Source organism: Microbulbifer maximicatervae (SeqCode), assembly GCF_052468295.1.
The window spans coordinates 1,351,848-1,371,625 of sequence record NZ_CP174340.1 but is presented as its reverse complement, the minus strand read 5'-3'; the positions used below and the strand labels follow the sequence as shown (position 1 = coordinate 1,371,625).

Sequence of the window (19,778 nt, the reverse complement as noted above, 5' to 3'; positions counted from 1 at the left end):
TCGTAGCAATGGAGATGTATTTTGCGCCGAATACTCTTAGCCGCTCTCAGCCCATTACTGATATTTGGCTGTAGCCTCGATGATCTTCCCGATGATTTGAATCAGTCAACTATCAAGTACGATAAGGAAATGCGTTACCTGGTAGAGGATATCAGCGCCTACGCCAAGGGCATCAACCGTCACTTTCTCATCGTACCCCAGAATGGGGTTGAGTTGATTACTACGACAACCACTACCACTGGTCCAGTCGATGAAGCCTACCTGGATGCCACAGACGGCATTGCACAGGAGGCCCTCTTCTTTGGCGCAAATGGTGTTGTCAACGAGCCTACCAGCGAGTCAGAAACCAAGCGCCTGCAAACTTACCTGGACTTGGCGAAAGATGAAGGGGATACAATCCTAATCACGGACTTCACCAATATTGAGCGGGATATTCAAGAGTCATATGAGAATAACGAAGAAGCTGGGTATATTTCTTTTGCCGCAGATAGCGAACTCCTGAACGATGTACCGCTATATCCCGATGAGCCCTTCAATGTTAACTCTCTGGACATTGATGACCTTGAGGAAGCCAAAAACTTTATCAATATCACCAATACCAGCAACTACTCTACGCCTCAAGATTTCATCGATAAACTAAGTGAAACCGATTACGACATATTGATAATCGACTTTTTCTTTGACGGTGAACCTTACACAGAAGAACAAATTGAGCAGCTCAGGGTAAAAGAAAATGGTGGGCGCCGCCTAGTGCTGGCCTATGTCAACGTCGGCGAGGCACAAGACGATCGTTATTACTGGAAATCCTATTGGTACAACACCCCTCCCGAATGGCTACTGGGGGAAATATCCGACGAGCCAGGTAATTACTACGTGAAGTACTGGCAGGAGGGCTGGCAAAAAATTATCTTCGGCAACGATGATTCTTATATTTATATGATCGTTGATGCAGGATTCGATGGGGCCTATATGGATGGAATCGATGCATTTGAATACTTCGATTCCAGCGATGAATAATCATTAGGCCCCAACGCTTTAACTCAGCGGGCATCAGGCCTGCTGAGTTTCCTTATATTGAGTCACATACTGGGAAAGCCGCCCGGACATTTCCTCTGCCAATTTTTGCAGGGCGTTGAGCGGGCGTATCATCACCTCAAACTCAATAATCTTACCTTCATCATTAAAGCGAATAATATCCAATCCCTTCAGGCTTTTATCACCGATGGAAGCTGCGAATTCAAGAGCCAGATCGTGTCCCGATTCGGTAGTAAATTCACGGTCGTATTCAAAGCTCTCAAAAACCTGCATCACGGTATTGAGAATCAGGCACACAGCAGCGGAGCTGTGGTAGGGCTTAAAAAATGCCGGTGAACGGAAAACAGCATCTTCTGCAACGATCGCTGGCAAGCGACTCAGATCCCGCGCAGCGACCATCTCGTGCCATAAGGCAATAGATTCCGCTATTTTATTATTGGAATTGTTCATTGGAGACTTCCTCTTCACTCACTTGTTTTTGTAAAAATTTTCTCCCATCAGCACACCCCAACTCGTAAGTTTTTTGGGCCAGCTCAGGATTTGTGTAATCCCAAACACTGATGAATGGCGGTTTCGAGGGCTGGACATAAGTCCAATCCTGATCGCCTTTGCGCTGTGTAAATATGTCTGGGAACTGGTCGTAACGACGGGTCAACAACACCAGCACCCTTCCCTCTCCATCATCCAATCCTGCCACCGGGATATTATCTACCACCCCACCATCGAGTGCTGTTCGCCCCCGCAACTTAAGTCTTGGAGTGAATGGCGGCGTACAGGAGGAGCACAAAATCAGGTCCACCAACTCCTCAATACTGGAACAATCCCGGGCTCGATAAAATTGCTGCTTAAAACCTAAGCGCTGGGCGATCTTGGGGTGAAGGCTGCGTAAAAAATGCTTATCGGCATAGTAGGCCATGGCCCCCACTCCAAAAGCCAAACCTCCAGATAGACCTTTTGGTGGGTGAACAACCGCAATTCGCAACTCTGCGCCCTGCTGAAGGGGCTCCAGTCCATCGCGAAACAGCTCTAACATCGCATTGCGGTAGATTCCATATTGGGGGAACACAGGTTCTTTACCGAAAAGGTTTCCCCAATAAGCATTTTTTTCATTAGTCTCGAATGCGGTCCAAAAATATTCACGAGCCTCCTCCGTCTTACCCATCAGCACCAGGCTCGACATTAGGCCCCCTGCCGAGACCGCAGTAACCACCTTCGGAGAAAGACTAATTTCGTTGGCTATCGACTCCCAAAAACCAATCTGCCAGGTACACCGCCCACCACCACCGGCAAAAACAACTTGGTCAAACATGATCTCGCTTCCCTGCAGCAGCCTTCCGGCTGGAACTTCCTGAGTCCATTCTGTGTTTTACATCCTCTCAAGTGCAGTTTCAGGCCGCTCTTTGCATTACCGCCGACACTTATGACCAATTAGTTTCAGCCTTCATGATGACATATTGATGACGATAACAATATGCAACTAATTGCATAAGCTAATCGAATCACAAGTATTGTGCAACTGATCGTCTTGACCCTGAACTCACTGAATACTCAAATTTCCACCAGGCGATCCTTACCGGACACCAGCGCATCGAGAAAGGCATAACCGTCTGCAACCCCAATTTTTAAGGTATGCCTCAGCGCACTGGGGTCAGCAAAATTCCACATCCCGATAGGCAGCGGGCTGGAGGGCTGCACATAAGTCCACACCTGCCCCCCCCTTTGCACACTGAAACTGTTCGGTAGGTGTGGAAAGCTCCCTGTATCCAAAATCAGAACCCGCCCTTTGCTAGCATCCAAGCCGGCGACCGGGGCATTACCTACCAGAGCTCCATCCAGTACCTCTGCACCATCAAGCGATAACCTTGGGGATATGGGGGGGGCACAGCAGGAACTCAAAATAAGCTGCTCAAGATCTTTCCCATCTTTGCATTTACTCACGGGGTGAAACATTTGGCGAAACCCCAAATGTAACGCTGTATTTGGGTGCAAGTCGTGAAAGATATGTTTGTTAGAGTAGAAAATTGCCAGCCCCAGCGTCAGTGCGAGCGGCACAGGCAACCATTCCGGGGGATAGGTCACTGCAATTCTGAGGTCGGCAGATTGACGCAGAGGCTCAAGGCTATCGTGGAAAAATTCATGCACCCCTTTGCGATAGATCTCAAAGTGCGGAAAAATTGGTTCTTTGCGGAATGAATTATTCCAGTAGAAATTTCTTTCATTTTTTTTGCAAGCAGAGTGAAAGTAATTAACACCCTCACGGCAGCGATCCGTAAGCATGAGTGCCGCTACCATGCTGCCTCCGGATGCAGCACAAACAACTTTTGGCCGGATCGGTAATTCGCGACTTAGGGATAACAAAAAACCAAGCTGCCAAGTGCAACGGCTTCCTCCGCCACCAAAAACCATTTGATCAAACATGACGACACCCTCTAAAAAAGGCTATCGAAATAAATACGGGGATTTTTGATTTTAGGCAGGAGTTTTTGTCTCTATCGCCACCAAGCGTTAAAGCGAGATAACAGTTAATGGCTCTCTCCCAACTATTACGCATCACAATCAGCAAACCTGCCAACCACCTTGATACAAATAGATATAAAAAAGGCTTCACTTTTCAAACCAACTAGGCATTGAGACTAAAGGTGTCTTTATCTCAACACTCAGTGCAAACCTATGAGTAACTTTAAGATCGTAACCTTCCAATCAGTAATTCAAGATATCCCCAGTCACATCAGGGAGGACTCTCAAGTAACCGCCCTTCGCCACTCAGTGCCGCTAAAAATGCACGGCCATCTGCAATCCCCATACGGAAAGTATCTTTCACCTCTTCCGGACTGGCAAAATCCCAAACATTAAGTGGAACATGTCCAGAGGGCTGAACATATGTCCATTCCTGGTTAAATTTTTGTACCGTAAAACGGTCCGGCAGCTGTGGGAAACGTCGGGTTAGCAAAATAAGCACCCGTCCTTCAGCGGTATCCAGCCCACCAATAGGCACACTATCTACAACCCCTCCATCCAATACCTCTGCACCGCCCTGCTTCAGACGCGGAGTCAGAGGTGGTGTGCAGGATGAAGTAATAATCAGCTTCTCTAACTGGGACGGATCTGAACAGTGACGAACTTTATAAAAAGATTGGCGGAAGCCCAATTTAAGTGCAGTAGTGGGGTGAAGGTTCGGGAAAATATAAGTATCAGAGTAATCAATTGCTGCTCCAATCATTAACGCGATCGGACCAGGCAGCCATTTCGGCGAAGTACTGACTCCAATACGTAGGTCTGCGGCTTCCCTAAGTTGATCAAAGCCCCCAGAAAATAAATCGCTTAATGCTCGGCGATAAATTGTATAGTGTGGGAATACAGGATCTTTGCGAAACATATTACCCCAATGGATATTTTTCCCATTGGATTTAAATGCCGAAACGAAGTAATCCACTCCGTCGAGTGACCTGTCCATCAGAACCAGGCTGGCGACCAGGGCGCCAGCGGATACTGCACTGACCACCCTGGGTGCCAGATCAATTTCCTTTGCAACCGACTCCCAAAAGCCGATCTGCCAGGTACAGCGCACGCCGCCACCGGCAAACACCACTTGGTCAAACATAGATTGTTCTTCCCTGGAGTTGGCGCACAAGCAATCCCTAGCATGACCAATCACTGGATCGCTGCACCGGCACTTTACATTGCCCCAGCGCCTCAAAAGCACCGAGGAATATTTCAAATATATACAGTGTGGGAGTAGTTCGTAGGGAGGCTTACGCGGGATCTAACCTGAGAGGTTCACAGCAATAAAAAAGGCGAACACAAGGTTCGCCTTTTTCTTTTGAGCCACTTGGCCGACCCAGAATGGTCTCAGGAACTCAGTAGTAGGCCTGGGACTTGTCGGTGTGGTCAGTAATATCTTTCACGCCAGCTAATTCGGGGATTTTCTCTTTGAGAGTCTTTTCCACGCCTTCCTTCAAAGTCATATCAACCATGCCACAGCCCTGGCAGCCGCCACCAAACTTCAACACAGCAAACATATCCTCGGTCACTTCTACCAGGCTTACCTGGCCACCGTGAGCTGCCAGGCCCGGATTAACCTCGTTGTACAAAACATAGTTGATACGGTCCTGGATAGGGCTGTCGTCGGTAATTTTCGGCATACGGGAGTTGGGCGCGCGAATCGTCAGCTGCCCGCCCATCTTGTCCGAAGAGTAATCGACCCGAGCATCATCCAGATAGGGAACGCTGCGCCCTTCAAAGTAAGCTTTGAGACCGTTCATTTCCAACATCACATCACCTTCTTCCTCCTCTCCCGGGCGGCAGTAGGCGATACAAGTCTCGGCGTTAGGTGTGCCGGGACTGGAAACAAACATGCGAATGGCAATTCCCTCACAGTCCTGTTTGGCCAACAGCTCTTTCAGGTATTCCTGAGCGGGTTCAGTAATAGTGACATTCAAATCAGACATATAGGCTCTCAAATAACCAAGCTTCTTTGTCGGGTATTCTACTCTCAGAAAGACTCAAGGGAAACCGGTCAGTTGGAACCCTTTCGACCGACCGGCCTCACCACTCTCCTAGGTGGGGATAAATCCCATAAGAGTCTGGGCGGTTTCCTCTGAAGAGGCCGGATTTTGACCAGTTACCAGTTTGCCGTCTACCACTACGTAGGGTGCCCAATCACCACTTTTGGAGTAGTTTCCACCATTACTCTTGAGCATATCCTCAACCAGGAAAGGCACGACATCCACCAGTTCAACCGCAGCCTCTTCCGAGTTGGCAAATCCAGTCACACCTTTTCCCGACACCAGGTAAGCGCCATCCTGGCGGCGGGTATGACGGAAAATGCCTGGAGCATGGCACACAGCACCGATCGGCTTGTCTGCGGCAAAAAAGTTCTCAATCAGTGCAATTGAGACCGGGTCTTCCGCAAGATCCCACAAGGGACCATGACCACCGGGATAAAAGACTGCATCAAAATCAGACTCATTCATATCAGCCAATTTGTGGGTATTGGCCAGAACCTGCTGAGCATCGGCGTCGGCCTGAAAGCGATGAGTCGCCTCTGTCTGAAAATCTGGCTCATCACTCTTGGGATCGAGAGGCGGCTGCCCGCCTTTTGGAGAGGTCAGGGTCACTTCAGCACCGGCGTCCTTGAAGGTGTAGTAAGGTGCGGCAAACTCCTCCAGCCAAAACCCCGTTTTCTGACCGGTATTCCCCAGTTCATCGTGGGAAGTCAGAACCATCAGTATTTTCATATTTCTATCCTTATAAACTTTGTCAGCTTTGCTTCAATCATCATTTCCTATGCGCACTACTAACTTGCCGAAGTTCTTTCCTTCCAGAAGCCCGATAAAGGCATTGGGTGTTTCTTCCAACCCTTCGACCATATCCTCAAGATATTTAATACTGCCTTCCGCAACCCACTGGCTTAATGTACGTACCGCTTCATGAAAACGTTCGTAGTAATCGAAAATAATAAAGCCTTGGATTTTCAAGCGTTTGGTCAGTACATCCCGCATTAACAAACTGGTGCGATCCGGGCCTTGCGGCAATGAGGTTGCGTTGTACTGAGAGATAAGCCCACATACAGGAATCCGCGCAAAATCATTTAATAGCGGTTGCACCGCATCAAAGACCTTGCCACCAACGCTTTCAAAATAGATATCGATACCGTCAGGGCAAGCTGCAGCCAATTGATCGGCAAAATCTTCGGCGCGGTGATCCAGGCACAGGTCGAAGCCCAACTCCTCTACCGCATAGCGACACTTTTCCTCACCTCCAGCAACACCGATTACCCGGCACCCTTGCAACTTGCCGATTTGTCCAACCGTTGCCCCTACAGGACCGGTAGCAGCTGCAACTACCAGAGTCTCCCCTTCTTTTGGCTCCCCAATTTCCAGCAAGCCAAAGTAGGCAGTGATTCCCGGCATACCCAGCACTCCCAGGGAGAAGGAGGGGTAATCCGGATTTTTACCCAAGTTAATCAACCCGGTACCATCAGAAATGGCGTAGTCCTGCCAGCCGCTATAACCGAGTATCCAATCCCCCTCCTCGAAGCCATTCAATCGGGACTCAACCACACGGCTCACCGTCCCTCCAACCATGGCCTCTCCCAGTGAAACAGGCTCTGCGTAGGACTTCGCATCACTCATTCGCCCCCTCATATAGGGATCGAGCGATAGGAATACTGTGCGCAACAGCACCTCGCCGACCTCCGGCTTGACCACAGGGGCATGCTCCAGGCGGAAGTTATCTATCGTCGGGGCACCTTCAGGGCGGGATGCCAATACCAGGCGGCGGTTTATATCGCTCGATTGCATTCTCTATTCTCCATAACTTCATAAAACGGAAGTCAAAGTCGCCAAATTAGACCGGTCGTCTAGAAAGGCGCCATAAAAATACCCGCAACGGTTTTCCCCTCGCGGGCTCAGTAAAAACTTAGTGTTTTCCCAGTATCTCCTGGGTCGCCAGCATCGCCTCTGCCATTGGCGTATCGTTGCGGTTTAGCTTGGCCAACAGGCTGGCTCCCAGCCACAGCTGGTACAGGGAAGCTGCGGTGGCGCGGGCATTGAGGGTGTCTGGTAGAGAACCGTCTTCCCCTGCCAGCTCGATACAATTCTGGAGCTTCTGAATAATATGCTCAGTCCCATCTCTGAGGATAACCCGCATCGATTCAGACAGGTCTGCCACCTCAGCGCTAAGCTTAACCACCAGGCAGCGGTGTGCATCGTAACGCTCCCCACTACTCTTCTGCCAAGCATCAAAATAGGCCAATAAATTATCGGCGGCAGATTGATCCCGGGAGGAAAAGCCAACGTCCATCTGTTCCAGGTAGCTGCAAAAATAATCTTCCAGCAGAGCCTCGCCAAATTGCTCCTTGGACTTAAAGTAGTGATAAAAGGATCCCTTTGGCACACCGGCGGTTTTGAGAATTTCACTCAAACCTACACCGGAGAAACCTTTTACGGCCATCACGGTGTAACCGGTATCCAACAAATGTTGGCGAGTATCTTCATAGCTGCTTTTCATGCCTATCACTCTACGCAAAACTAGACCGGTCGTCTAGGGATTTATAGTGATTAGGCGCTGTGAAGTATCTATAAATTGCTCAACTTTATTCAAAACTGCTCTGTTATTGTGGTGGAACAACCAAAAAGGCGTAAGTCGCAGCCGGTGAGTGGGCGTGACTGTGCTAAGATTGGCGCCATTCCCACCATCGGCAAAAGATCGACAATATAAGGATTGGTAAATGTCCCAGCAGTCCCGCGACCAACGTCTCGAGCAAATTAATGCCGCGCTTGCGCAGCGTATCCTGATCCTCGATGGCGCTATGGGGACGATGATCCAGAGGGAGAAGCTGGAAGAGGCCGATTACCGGGGTGAGCGCTTCGCCGACTTCCCTCGCGACTTGAAAGGCAATAACGACCTGCTCAGCCTGACCCGCCCGGAGCTGATCGAAAAGATTCACCGGGAGTACCTTGAGGCGGGCGCGGACATTATCGAAACCAATACTTTTAACGCGACCCAGCTGTCCCAATCTGATTACGATATGGAACACCTGGTGGTAGAGATCAACCGGGCCTCCGCAGAGATCGCGCGCCGTGCAGCAGATGCACTCTCTACCCCAGAGCGCCCGCGCTGGGTAGCCGGGGTCATCGGCCCCACTTCCCGCACCGCCAGTATTTCACCAGACGTCAATGATCCAGGGGCACGCAATGTCACTTTCGATGAACTGGTAGAAAACTATGTAGAAGCGGGCCGCGCTTTGGTCGAAGGCGGCAGCGACCTGATCTTAATCGAAACCATTTTTGACACCCTCAATGCCAAGGCCGCTATCTATGCCATGCAGCAGCTCTTTGAGGAGCTGGGTTTCGAACTGCCAATTATGATTTCCGGCACCATTACCGATGCCTCCGGCCGCACCCTTTCCGGCCAAACGACCGAAGCTTTTTACTATTCCGTTGCCCACGCAAAGCCAATTTCTGTGGGGCTTAACTGTGCCCTGGGCGCCACCGAATTGCGCCCTTATGTGGAAGCCTTATCGGGCGCCTGCACCTCTAATGTCTCCGCCCACCCCAACGCGGGATTGCCCAATGAGTTTGGCGAATACGACGAAACCCCTGAGCAGACCGCCGCAATCGTAGCGGAATTTGCCCGCAGCGGATTTATTAATATCCTCGGCGGCTGTTGTGGCACCACCCCCGATCATATTCGTGCAATTGCCGATGCAGTGGCCGATATACCCCCACGACAGCAGCCGGAAATAAAACCTGCTCTGCGCCTGTCCGGACTGGAGCCATTTGTCGCCGATGAAAACGCCCTATTCGTCAATGTGGGCGAGCGTTGCAACGTCACTGGCTCCGCCCGATTTAAGCGCTTGATACTTGAAGAGGACTACGACACCGCCCTGCAAGTGGCTGCCGCACAGGTGGAAGATGGCGCGCAGGTAATCGACTTCAATATGGATGAGGCGATGCTGGATGCACTCGCCGCTATGCGCCGCTTCCTCAACCTTGCCGCTACCGAACCGGATATCGCCAAGGTGCCATTTATGGTGGACTCCTCCAAGTGGGAAGTGATCGAGGCCGGCCTGCAATGCATCCAAGGCAAGCCCATTGTGAACTCTATCAGCCTCAAGGAAGGCAAAGAGGAGTTTATCGAAAAGGCTCAACTGTGCCTGCGCTACGGTGCGGCTGTGGTGGTGATGGCTTTTGATGAAGATGGCCAGGCGGATACTTTCGAGCGCAAAATTGAGATCTGTAAGCGCAGCTACGATGTGCTGGTCGATGAAGTCGGCTTCGATCCCACCGATATTATTTTCGACCCGAATATTTTTGCTGTCGCCACCGGTATTGAGGAACACAATAATTACGCGGTGGACTTTATCGAGGCGTGCCACTGGATTCGCGCAAACCTGCCCGGTGCCCAGATCAGTGGCGGCGTCTCCAATGTTTCCTTCTCTTTCCGGGGCAACAATCCAGTACGTGAAGCCATTCATTCAGTATTCCTGTTTCACGCTATTAAAGCCGGCCTGAATATGGGTATCGTGAACGCCGGGCAGTTGGCGGTTTACGACGAACTCCCAGAGGAGGTGCGGGAAAAAGTTGAGGATGTGATCCTCAACCGCAGCCCGGATGCCACTGAAGCCCTATTGGACATTGCCCCCAAATACCAAGGGGATGGCGGTGGGGCCGCGCGCAAAGAGGACCTGAGCTGGCGCAAATTGCCCGTGAAGGAACGCTTGGCACACTCCCTTGTGAAAGGCATTAACAACTATATCGAGGAAGATACCGAAGAGGCCCGAGCAAGTTCCTCACGCCCACTGGATGTGATCGAAGGTCCACTGATGGACGGTATGAATATCGTCGGCGACCTGTTTGGCGAAGGGAAAATGTTCTTGCCCCAGGTAGTGAAATCCGCCCGGGTTATGAAACAGGCGGTAGCCTACCTGCAACCCTATATTGAAGCGGAAAAAACCGAAGACAGCCGCTCCAACGGCCGTATCCTGATGGCCACTGTTAAAGGGGATGTACACGATATCGGCAAAAATATTGTGGGCGTGGTGCTGGCCTGCAACAACTATGAAGTAATCGACCTCGGCGTGATGGTGCCAGCGGAAACCATTTTGCAAACTGCAAAGGAAAAGGAGTGTGACATTATCGGCCTGTCCGGCCTGATCACCCCGTCCCTGGATGAAATGGTTCACGTAGCCGCCGAGATGGAGCGCCAGGGGTTCGATATCCCATTGTTGATCGGCGGAGCCACCACCTCCAAAGCCCATACCGCCGTAAAAATTGATCCTCAATTCCACCGCAACCAGGTGGTGTATGTAGCCGATGCATCCCGCGCCGTAGGCGTGGCCAGCAGCCTGATTTCCAATGAGCTGCGCCCAGCCTTTGTGGAAAAAATCCAGGCCGAGTATGACAAGGTGCGCACCCGCACCGCCAACCGCAAGAGCAATGACACCCGCTTAACCTACGAGGAAGCGCGGGATACTGCCCCAGAATTTGATTGGAAAAACTACCAGCCAGCACGACCCAACAAGCTGGGCCTTACCGTGATCGACGATTTCCCTCTGGAGAAACTGCTCGACACTATGGACTGGACGCCTTTCTTTATTTCCTGGGATTTGGCGGGTAAATTCCCGGCAATCCTTGAAGACGAAATTGTGGGAGAAGCCGCTACCGATCTCTACGACAACGCCCAGCGTATGTTGAACGAGATTATCGATAAAAAGCTATTGCGCGCACGGGCCGTATTCGGCCTATGGCCAGCCAATAGCGTCGGCGACGATATCATCGTCTACAAGGATGAAAGCCGCAGTGAGGAGCTGGCTCGCCTTCACCATATGCGCCAGCAGGTACAGAAACGCGGTGGTGATGGCCTTTGCCGCTCCCTGGCAGATTTCGTCGCGCCGCTTGAGTCCGGCCAAATAGACTATGTGGGCGGCTTCGCGGTTACCACTGGCATCGGCGCAGACGAGTTAGCAGACACCTACGAAGCCAAGCACGACGATTACAACGCCATTATGGTAAAGGCCCTGGCAGACCGTATGGCAGAGTCCTTTGCTGAGACACTGCACCGTTTGGTGCGAAAAGAATATTGGGGCTATGCCGAAGACGAAACCCTCAGCAATGAGGAGCTGATCAAGGAAGCCTACCAGGGCATCCGCCCAGCCCCGGGCTATCCCGCCTGTCCCGATCATTCGGAAAAAGCTACCCTGTTCAAATTGCTACAAGCGGAGCAAAATGCAGGCGTCAGCCTTACCGAGCACTTTGCCATGATGCCCGCAGCTGCGGTGAGCGGTTGGTACTTCGCCCACCCCCAGGCAAAGTACTTCAATGTGGGCAAGATCGGCAGGGATCAGCTGCAAAGCCTGGCTAAACGAAAAGGGGTCAGCGAACCGGAATTGGAGCGCTGGCTACGTCCCAACCTCGAGGAGTGAGCCTGTGGAAGATAATAATAAGAAAGCGAAAAAGCCCAATTTCGGCCAGGTGGTAGTCAGTACCCTGGCCGCCGCAATTGGCGTGCAGAGTGATAAAAACCGCGAAAGGGATTTTCAAAGCGGCAGTATTATGACGTACGTTATTGCCGGCGTTGTTTTTACCGCCGTATTTGTAATCGGATTGGCTCTAATTGTGAAAATAGTACTCGGCAATATGGGCTAAGAGCGTAGAGTGCTTTCCATCAGCTAGCAGCTACACAAATAAGCCGAGCGAAATGTCTATCGCTAATGCCCGGGACTACACAACTCCGGGCCAGCGGCGGGCTAGCGCGTAGCCACCCAAAAAACACAGGTGGCTACGAAAATTGCGACCAGTGCTACAGCAGCAATTGCATCCACTACATTATCGTCTTCAGAAACTACAGCTACTTCATCATTCATCGAATCTCTCCGATTGTTCTTTATTGTTATTTAAAGTAGTTGGGCCGCTGGATGCGGCAACCCAAGTAGAGCAAATCAAGTCATCAGTTGCAAGGCGGGGCCGGCAAACAACCTTACCGACCCAACTGCCACTCTACGCCTGCCCGGAATAGAGAGCGATATGAAACCCTCCGGTGAGAGCCTGGCCAGTCTTAGCAACCTGTGTACGGCTGTTAACATCGACATTCAGATTGCCCCATTTATTTGGGGAAACTGACATAATTCCATTAACACCTTTGCCCTTGTTAACACTCGTCATATTGCAAAACACCACGGCTCCACCACCACTCTTGTTCGTCGCCAGAGAACCCGGACTCGGGCTTGAGCCATCGGAAATCAGAATATGTACATCGACAGTTTTACCACCCAGCGAGTTTTTTAGAATCCTATTGTTATGATCCAAACAAATATCAATGCCAAAAGTTAAGCCCTTGTACGAAAAAGTACTGTCACTTGCCTTGGTCGAAAAAGCATCATCTGTCTGATACTTATCATTGCCAACTTTATATTTCTTCAGCAGGAAATTGCCACCCGCCAGGATGGGAGCAATGCTCAAGTAAGATGCTGAAGAAAAACATCCACCACCTTTTGTGTAAGCAATAGTCCCTGCAACAATCAGAATGTTCGGGTACTGACGGGAAGCTCTGCGCAGGCCGGAATAAATATCACTCTTGGAGCCCTTGCTTAAAGAGTCGATGTGATTAGTTTTTGCTTTAGAGGCATACCCTGAAAAGTAATACTCCGGAGCAACCAACATCTTGATATATTTATCGTCGGAGTACTCTTGCATCATGGCTTTAGCGCGAGCCAACGCCCCCTCAAACACATCGAAATTACTGTTACTCACACCAGTAAACTTTGATGAATCATCAAACTCAATCATCGCCGCAAGGATATCTTTAGCCATCCCGCTTACCTCTTATATTTTTTTAGGAATTCAGTCACTGACTTAGCCACTGACCAGTCTCACATGTGACTGACCATTCGCAATTTATATCACCACAAGTAAACTGACAGGCGGTATCAATTCACAGCAAACCGAATTAGCGTCGATTTGCCAGGTCCCGAAGTGGAGTCGCTACACTCAACAGGTAAGTTGCGGCTAAAAAACAGACAGGACGGCATAGATAGCCATTACTCCAACGCTCCTCGAATCTGCAACAACAGACAAGCACTATGCTGATAAATGTCTCTTATAACTGTTGGTTACAGATATAGCGGAAAATATTGTTATTTATTGCATAAGAGCGCTGGTATGTTATGCGCCAGCGGAGAATCGTCCGGGGCCTGCCCCTTTCTCCACCATCAGCGCACAAAGGCAATGGAATCAAGCTGTTATGTATCGATACGACGACCGGGACCGCGCCATCATCAACGATCGCGTAGCCCAGTTCCGCGGCCAAACGGAACGTTACCTTGCCGGCGAGTTGAGCGAGGAGCAATTCCTGCCGCTGCGCCTGCAAAATGGCCTCTATATTCAGCGACTGGCCCCCATGTTGCGTATTGCCGTTCCCTACGGCCTGCTCAACAGTGCCCAGTTACGCCGTCTTGCTCGCGTAAGCCGCGACTACGACAAAGGCTACGCCCACTTCACTACGCGCCAGAACCTCCAGTACAACTGGCCGCAGCTGGAAGACGTACCCGCTATTCTCGATGAACTGGCGGAAGTGGAAATGCACGCGGTACAAACCAGCGGCAACTGTATCCGAAATACCACCTCGGACCCCTACGCCGGCATTGCGCTCGACGAGATTACCGACCCGCGCCCCTACTGCGAGCTGATTCGCCAGTGGTCTACATTCCACCCAGAATTCGCTTTCTTGCCGCGCAAGTTCAAGATCGCCGTCAGTGGTTCAGAGCAGGACCGCGCCGCCATCCGCGTACACGATATCGGTGTACAGATCGTCAAGCGCGGTGAAGAGATTGGCTTCCAGGTATTGGTAGGTGGCGGTCAGGGCCGCACACCGGTTATTGCCGAGACCATCCGCGACTTCCTGCCGGAAGAAGACCTGCTCTCTTACCTTGAAGCGATTGTCCGCGTTTACAACCAGCTGGGTCGCCGCGACAACAAGTACAAAGCGCGCATTAAAATTCTGGTCAAGGCCCTCGGCCCAGAAGAGTTCGGCCGCCGCGTGGAAGAAGAGTGGCAACACATTAAAGACGGCGCTGAAAAGTTAACCCAGGAAGCATTGGATTGGGCTAAATCCTTCTTCACTGCCCCGGAATATCGCGAGTTTGACGGATCAGCTGCTGAAGCTGCACTGCAACTCCAAGCCGACAGCGACAAAGCCTTTGCCCGCTGGCTTGAACGCAACACCTACCCGCACCGGGTACCCGGTTATCGCGCGATTAAGTTGTCCACCAAACCCACTGGTGTACCCCCAGGTGATGTAACCGATGCCCAATTAGAGGCTATTGCCGATCTCGCCGATACTTTTAGCTTTGGTGAAGCTCGGGTAACTCACGACCAGAATGTGGTACTCGCAGACGTCGAACAGGACAAACTGTTTGAACTCTGGCAACAGGCCCGCAAGCACGGCTTCGCCACACCGAATATCGGCACCCTGACCGATATGATTTGCTGCCCCGGCGGTGACTACTGCTCACTTGCCAACGCCAAGTCCATCCCAGTAGCCGAAGCCATCCAGCGTCGCTTTGACGATATGGACTACCTGTACGACCTGGGTGACCTCAACCTCAATATCTCTGGCTGTATGAATGCCTGTGGCCACCACCACGTGGGACATATCGGCATCCTCGGCGTCGATAAAAAAGGCGAAGAGTTCTACCAAATTCAGCTGGGCGGCAGTGCATCCAACGAGGCCAGCCTGGCCAAAGTATTGGGCCCCAGTTTCTCCCGCGCTGAAGTGCCAGACGTGATCAGCAAAATCCTCGACCTCTATGTCGAGCAACGCCAAACGGAAGAGCCCTTTATCGACACCTACAACCGCATCGGCCTTCAGCCCTTCAAGGAGAGAGTTTATGCCAAAGCCAGCTAAACTGGGCCCACAGCCGGGCAACCCCGCAGAACTGATCATCGATGGCGAAGTAAAGACCAACGAATGGCAGCTGGTACCCCAACTGGAAGCGGGAGAGGAGTTGGACCCAAGCACCCTGCCCTCCGGCAAAATTATCCTGCCACTGCGACAGTGGCTGGCGCATCGCGATGCGCTGTCATCCCGCAGTGACGAAGTCGGTGTTTGGCTGGACAGTGAAGAAGGTGCCGAGCAGATTGCGGAAGAAGCTCCCAAATTGCCGGTAATTGCCGTGCACTTCCCGGCATTTGCCGACGGTCGAGGCTTTACCGCCGGACGCATGCTGCGCGAGCGCTACAGCTTTACCGGAGAGTTACGCGCAGTAGGCGGGTTTATGCGAGACCAGCTGACCTATTTACAACGCTGCGGCTTCAATGCCTACGCATTTGAAGGCGAGCAGCCTCTGGCAAGCCTTAAAGACTCGATGAGCGATTTTGGCGATAGCTACCAAACAGGGGTAGACCAACCGCTGCCCATGTTCCGTCGCCGCTTCTAAAGCTCAATTTAGACCTCTGAATACTCAGAGGTCTAAATTTCCACTTCCATCACACCTCCAACCCCAATCCATTGAGCGCAAACTCCAAAGAGGGTTCCACCTCCTTGAGTTCTCGCCCGGATCGCAATACCGATGCTGTGCCATGCAACAAGGTAATCAGGTACATAGCGCACTCCTCGGCACGCCGATCCAGCCCTATAGCCTGGGACTCTTTATCAAAACGAAACAAGTCAACCAGTTGCTTTACCGCTTCTGCGTCAGCAGCTTTTAAAGCGTCAATGGCATCAGAAGGCAAAGCATCACCGGCAGTTTCCGATAATCCAAACGCCAGATAACAACCCCTCGGGGTTCCCTCCCCGGCCTGTCCTTTAACGGTAGCCAGCAAATAACTATGCAATCGCTGCCGTAACGGCACTCCCTCTTCCGTTAGGAACTGCATACGATCTTTGGCATATCTATCCAAGTATTGCCCCAATGAAAGAACAAACAGTTTCTCTTTATTGCCAAAGGAAGAATACAGACTGGGCTTATTAATCCCCATAGCCTTGGTCAGGTCAGCCATTGAGGCGCCCACATAGCCCTTTTTCCAAAAGACTTTCGTTGCTGATTCCAACGCATGCGCCTTATCAAACTCCGGCTTGCGACCCGCCATTGGCAATCTCCCAAAAATTGTTTTGACAATATTGTACCGATCGGTAAGACTTAGCTCAAACCTTACCGATCGGTACAATATTGATCAACCCTTCACAGGAGAACGGAATTGAGCATTTCAATCGAAGGAAAAACTGCCCTTGTAACTGGAGCAAACCGCGGAATTGGCAAGGCAATTGTCGAGCGCTTTCTCGACGGTGGCGCAAAAAAAGTCTATCTGGCCGTGCGTAACCCAGAAACAACGACAGAGCTGACAGAAAAATATGGCGACAAAGTCATCACATTGGAACTCGATGTGGCAAAAGCCCAAAGTGTAGGGGCGGCGGCAAAGGCGATTCAGGAATTGGATATTCTGGTGAACAATGCCGGGGTACTTGCGCCCGCAGACCCGCTAAGCGACCATGTAGAGGACTCACTTAAGCAGGAACTGGAAGTGAATACCTTTGGGCTTGTCCGTGTAGCCAAAGCATTCACCCCCCATTTGGAAAAGAGCAAAGGCGCCCTGGTACAAATGAATTCAGTAGTATCCTTGCGTACCTTCCCACACGTTAGCACCTATTCCGCATCCAAAGCCGCCAGCTACGCAATTACCCAGGCACTTCGAGAAACGCTGCAGGAGCGAGGCGTACAAGTATTGAGTGTTCACCCCGGCCCCATCAAAACAGATATGGCCAAACAGGCTGGACTGGAGGACGGAGAATCCCCCAGTGCAGTAGCTGAGGAAATTGTTGGCGCGCTAAAAAATGGGGATTTTCACCTCTTCCCGGATGCCATGTCGCAGACTTTTGAAGCCGCTTATCAGAGCTTCTCTGATTCGGTGATCACCGCAGACCTTAGCGAATAACACGGCCGAAGATTGTCTGAGTAAGAAGTAACACAAGCCTCGAAGGAACCCGATCTAGGGTTCTTTCAAGAGGCTGGAAAATTCCTCTGAAGCCATAACGGGTACAAACTCAGTGATCGTAAAAGTCGACGCCCCATGTTTTGTGAAAGGGTCTTCTTCCAGAACCTTTCGCAGCACCTCCTTGGAGGGATGACGTGAAATAATTATCGCGCCAGTTCTAGGCTCTTTCGCCCCGCCAAAAAGCAGGTCTCCCGATTTATAGTGTCCCTCCAGGTAGCTCACATGCTCCGCCATTAACTCTGGGGTCAGTTTTTTAATATCCGGGAAATTCAAGTTCACTAAAAACATAACGTCTCCCCCCTCCTTAGGGGCTATATATCAACTCTTTACACCACTTTAAGCTTGCAGAAATAACCTCCACCAAACTAATAGATAGCTAATCTTTTCATCTTGGCGGTAGAGGATAATCCCCAAGCAGTAGTTTAAATGGAAACCATCGGAGATTGATGATCGGGCATCATTTAATTTAATGGTGCCATCACGTACCTTTCTTTAGGCAAAAGTGCTAAATAGACGATACTTCAGATTAATCAAGTTACATGTGGCCTGAAGAACTTCATCTGCCTTCCAGGCTATGGTATCCCCCTCAAAGCCACATACCAAACTCCCCTCAAAACATTTGGGGATTAATGCGATGGCACTCCCTCTTTGAGCTCACTCTTTAGACTGTTAATGCGAACTCATCTTTAGAAGGTGTAAAAACTGTTCAGAGGCCATAACAGGCTCAAATTCGGTTAGCGAATAAACTGCCACTCCACTTTTTATAAAAGGGTCCTCATCAAGCACTCTCCGCAATGCTTCTTCACTGTTGTGGCGAGAAACAATAACCCCTCCAGTCCTGGGATTTTTCCTTCCTCCAAAGAGTAAACTTCCAGACTTGTACTCTCCTTCCAGATAAAGCCTATGCTCCGCAGTCAGTTCTGGGGTTAGCTTTTTCATATCCTTAAAATGCATATCCACTAAAAACATACCCATTCCCTCTTCTCTAAAAACACTATAAGATTGCTACTGATTTCGTAGCAACTGTAACGCTACTAATTTAGAAGCGCAAGAACCATGATAACTCCTCTACCGAAAAAAACTGTCAGAGGCTCGACTAGCGGCATAGCCATTATGGCTGTATTCGATCTGCTCGGGCGAAAATGGAATATGAGAATACTGTGGGAACTGAGGAACACACCCCGGAGCTTCAGGGAACTCCAAGCCCAGTGTGATGCCATGTCCCCTTCGGTACTAAATACAAGAATCAAACAGTTGAGCGAAGCTAAATTGATTAATAAGTGTACGAATGGATATCAACTGACAGATCTGGGGGTTTCGTTAATGGAAACCCTTGATCCGCTGAGGGAATGGGCTAATAACTGGGAGGAATCCCTCAAGGCCTAATAGACACTCTGTAAAAGCCAAAACCCAAGAGCTTTGCAGCCTAGATGCCGCTGGGTTCTTAGAGGCAGGCCAACTATCGCGACAAAATGGGCTGAACCGATGGGGCAGTCTCATTATCACTCGCATCACGCGCTAGCGAAAACGAATAATATTAATCGCCGCGCAAATCAAATCTACGAATAATTCTGCCAAACAATGCACCTGCTAACCATCAAGGGTAAAGGAGGGGTCAATCTCTTTAGAAGTCACCAAACCACTGCTCTTAAGGGCACCCTTATGAGTTACCTTTTTGTGCCCGTAAGTAGCGAGTCATGGGGATTGCAGGGAGATAAATTGAGAGAAATGTGATTTTCAGAAGTTTCCTTAACCCAAAAACAGCTATGCGCTGCACCCCCTACTTTTGATTGTTAAGGTCACATTTCTGGCATTTTTTCAAATTTTTGTAATTCCGGGTCCATATAGTCCCAAGATGCACCACTACCAGCATATACCACCATTGTCGGGTTGAATTGCTCCAGGTCATGAAGACTTCCAGCGCGGATAAATTCAAACTGCGGCATACCGCTATTTTCCGCATAAATATGCGAACCGCAGCGAGGGCAAAAACCTCTCCTTACTGTATTGCCGCTATCTGTCTGCTTCTCATGAAATGCAAGATCGCCACTAATGGCTAAGCTTCCGCGAGGAATAGCAATGTTAGCGATGTGTCCAGCCCCACTAATTTTCTGACAATCTGTACATTGGCAATGCCCCGCCATTACCGGCTCTTCGGAACAAGAATAACTAATATAACCGCACAGGCATTCTCCAGATATTTTGGACATAGATTTCTCCCGTTACTTACGAAGTTGAAGTAACCTTAGC

The 19,778-nt window shown here is 50.5% G+C and carries 20 protein-coding genes; 7 read left to right on the top strand and 13 right to left on the bottom strand.

The genetic code is table 11. The annotated features are described in order from the left end of the window. Positions 1–21 precede the first annotated feature (21 nt). Entirely contained in the window at positions 22–1,017 is a 996-nt protein-coding gene (locus ACJJIQ_RS06395; RefSeq protein WP_445364060.1) for an endo alpha-1,4 polygalactosaminidase, read from the top strand. Positions 1,018–1,050: 33 nt separating this feature from the next. On the opposite strand, the gene ACJJIQ_RS06390 is transcribed toward ACJJIQ_RS06395, so the two are convergent. From ACJJIQ_RS06390 to ACJJIQ_RS06355, 8 genes are all read right to left on the bottom strand, one after another. Continuing rightward, on the bottom strand, positions 1,051–1,485 hold the full coding sequence (locus ACJJIQ_RS06390) for a nuclear transport factor 2 family protein (protein WP_413665513.1): 435 nt from the start codon (positions 1,483–1,485) through the stop codon (positions 1,051–1,053). Next, positions 1,469–2,344 carry a patatin-like phospholipase family protein gene (locus ACJJIQ_RS06385; protein WP_445364059.1) on the bottom strand — a complete coding sequence of 292 codons (876 nt, stop codon included), beginning with the start codon at positions 2,342–2,344 and terminating at the stop codon, positions 1,469–1,471. The genes ACJJIQ_RS06390 and ACJJIQ_RS06385 overlap by 17 nt, the downstream gene beginning before the upstream one ends. 239 nt (positions 2,345–2,583) lie before the next feature. After that, a complete protein-coding gene (locus tag ACJJIQ_RS06380) occupies positions 2,584–3,453 on the bottom strand; it encodes a patatin-like phospholipase family protein (protein WP_444941966.1) in 870 nt (289 codons plus the stop codon). A gap of 310 nt (positions 3,454–3,763) precedes the next feature. Next, complete coding sequence (locus ACJJIQ_RS06375) at positions 3,764–4,636, bottom strand: patatin-like phospholipase family protein (RefSeq protein WP_445364058.1); 873 nt, start codon at positions 4,634–4,636, stop codon at positions 3,764–3,766. A 256-nt stretch (positions 4,637–4,892) separates the two neighbouring features. Further along, on the bottom strand, positions 4,893–5,483 hold the full coding sequence (nfuA, locus tag ACJJIQ_RS06370; RefSeq protein WP_282933143.1) for a Fe-S biogenesis protein NfuA: 591 nt from the start codon (positions 5,481–5,483) through the stop codon (positions 4,893–4,895). Between the two features lie 108 nt (positions 5,484–5,591). Further along, on the bottom strand, positions 5,592–6,272 hold the full coding sequence (locus ACJJIQ_RS06365; RefSeq protein WP_445364057.1) for a type 1 glutamine amidotransferase domain-containing protein: 681 nt from the start codon (positions 6,270–6,272) through the stop codon (positions 5,592–5,594). A 33-nt stretch (positions 6,273–6,305) separates the two neighbouring features. Then, the gene (curA, locus tag ACJJIQ_RS06360) at positions 6,306–7,337 is read right to left on the bottom strand and encodes an NADPH-dependent curcumin/dihydrocurcumin reductase (RefSeq protein ID WP_445364056.1); all 1,032 of its coding nucleotides are present in this window, start codon (positions 7,335–7,337) and stop codon (positions 6,306–6,308) included. Positions 7,338–7,455: 118 nt separating this feature from the next. After that, positions 7,456–8,046, bottom strand: a complete 591-nt coding sequence (locus ACJJIQ_RS06355; protein ID WP_445364055.1) for a TetR/AcrR family transcriptional regulator — start codon at positions 8,044–8,046, stop codon at positions 7,456–7,458. 220 nt (positions 8,047–8,266) lie between these two features. Here ACJJIQ_RS06355 and metH point away from each other — a divergent pair, with 220 nt between their 5' ends. Together metH and ACJJIQ_RS06345 are read left to right on the top strand one after the other, a co-directional pair. Further along, entirely contained in the window at positions 8,267–11,962 is a 3,696-nt protein-coding gene (gene metH / locus ACJJIQ_RS06350; RefSeq protein WP_445364054.1) for a methionine synthase, read from the top strand. A 4-nt stretch (positions 11,963–11,966) separates the two neighbouring features. Continuing rightward, complete coding sequence (locus tag ACJJIQ_RS06345) at positions 11,967–12,185, top strand: DUF2970 domain-containing protein (protein WP_413665506.1); 219 nt, start codon at positions 11,967–11,969, stop codon at positions 12,183–12,185. Positions 12,186–12,536: 351 nt separating this feature from the next. On the opposite strand, the gene ACJJIQ_RS06340 is transcribed toward ACJJIQ_RS06345, so the two are convergent. Further along, positions 12,537–13,349, bottom strand: coding sequence for a carbon-nitrogen hydrolase family protein (locus ACJJIQ_RS06340; RefSeq protein WP_444912854.1), 813 nt, complete (start codon positions 13,347–13,349; stop codon positions 12,537–12,539). A 430-nt stretch (positions 13,350–13,779) separates the two neighbouring features. Here ACJJIQ_RS06340 and ACJJIQ_RS06335 point away from each other — a divergent pair, with 430 nt between their 5' ends. Together ACJJIQ_RS06335 and ACJJIQ_RS06330 are read left to right on the top strand one after the other, a co-directional pair. Further along, positions 13,780–15,441: a nitrite/sulfite reductase gene (locus ACJJIQ_RS06335; RefSeq protein WP_445364053.1), complete on the top strand. Its 1,662-nt coding sequence runs from the start codon at positions 13,780–13,782 to the stop codon at positions 15,439–15,441. After that, the gene (locus ACJJIQ_RS06330; protein ID WP_444897573.1) at positions 15,425–15,973 is read left to right on the top strand and encodes a DUF934 domain-containing protein; all 549 of its coding nucleotides are present in this window, start codon (positions 15,425–15,427) and stop codon (positions 15,971–15,973) included. Before ACJJIQ_RS06335 ends, ACJJIQ_RS06330 begins: the two co-directional genes overlap by 17 nt. A gap of 49 nt (positions 15,974–16,022) precedes the next feature. Here the strand turns inward: ACJJIQ_RS06330 and ACJJIQ_RS06325 are convergent, their stop codons facing one another. Next, positions 16,023–16,625 carry a TetR/AcrR family transcriptional regulator gene (locus ACJJIQ_RS06325; RefSeq protein WP_444905528.1) on the bottom strand — a complete coding sequence of 201 codons (603 nt, stop codon included), beginning with the start codon at positions 16,623–16,625 and terminating at the stop codon, positions 16,023–16,025. A 108-nt stretch (positions 16,626–16,733) separates the two neighbouring features. Between ACJJIQ_RS06325 and ACJJIQ_RS06320 the strand changes: the two genes are divergently transcribed. Continuing rightward, positions 16,734–17,468 (top strand): SDR family oxidoreductase, encoded by a 735-nt coding sequence (locus tag ACJJIQ_RS06320; protein ID WP_444897575.1) that lies wholly within the window; start codon positions 16,734–16,736, stop codon positions 17,466–17,468. Positions 17,469–17,522: 54 nt separating this feature from the next. On the opposite strand, the gene ACJJIQ_RS06315 is transcribed toward ACJJIQ_RS06320, so the two are convergent. Next, the gene (locus ACJJIQ_RS06315) at positions 17,523–17,816 is read right to left on the bottom strand and encodes a YciI family protein (RefSeq protein WP_444905529.1); all 294 of its coding nucleotides are present in this window, start codon (positions 17,814–17,816) and stop codon (positions 17,523–17,525) included. Positions 17,817–18,197: 381 nt separating this feature from the next. After that, on the bottom strand, positions 18,198–18,503 hold the full coding sequence (locus ACJJIQ_RS06310) for a YciI family protein (RefSeq protein WP_445364052.1): 306 nt from the start codon (positions 18,501–18,503) through the stop codon (positions 18,198–18,200). Between the two features lie 81 nt (positions 18,504–18,584). Here ACJJIQ_RS06310 and ACJJIQ_RS06305 point away from each other — a divergent pair, with 81 nt between their 5' ends. After that, on the top strand, positions 18,585–18,914 hold the full coding sequence (locus ACJJIQ_RS06305) for a winged helix-turn-helix transcriptional regulator (protein ID WP_445364051.1): 330 nt from the start codon (positions 18,585–18,587) through the stop codon (positions 18,912–18,914). A 413-nt stretch (positions 18,915–19,327) separates the two neighbouring features. On the opposite strand, the gene ACJJIQ_RS06300 is transcribed toward ACJJIQ_RS06305, so the two are convergent. Further along, positions 19,328–19,738, bottom strand: a complete 411-nt coding sequence (locus tag ACJJIQ_RS06300) for a GFA family protein (RefSeq protein WP_444912850.1) — start codon at positions 19,736–19,738, stop codon at positions 19,328–19,330. Positions 19,739–19,778 lie beyond the last annotated feature (40 nt).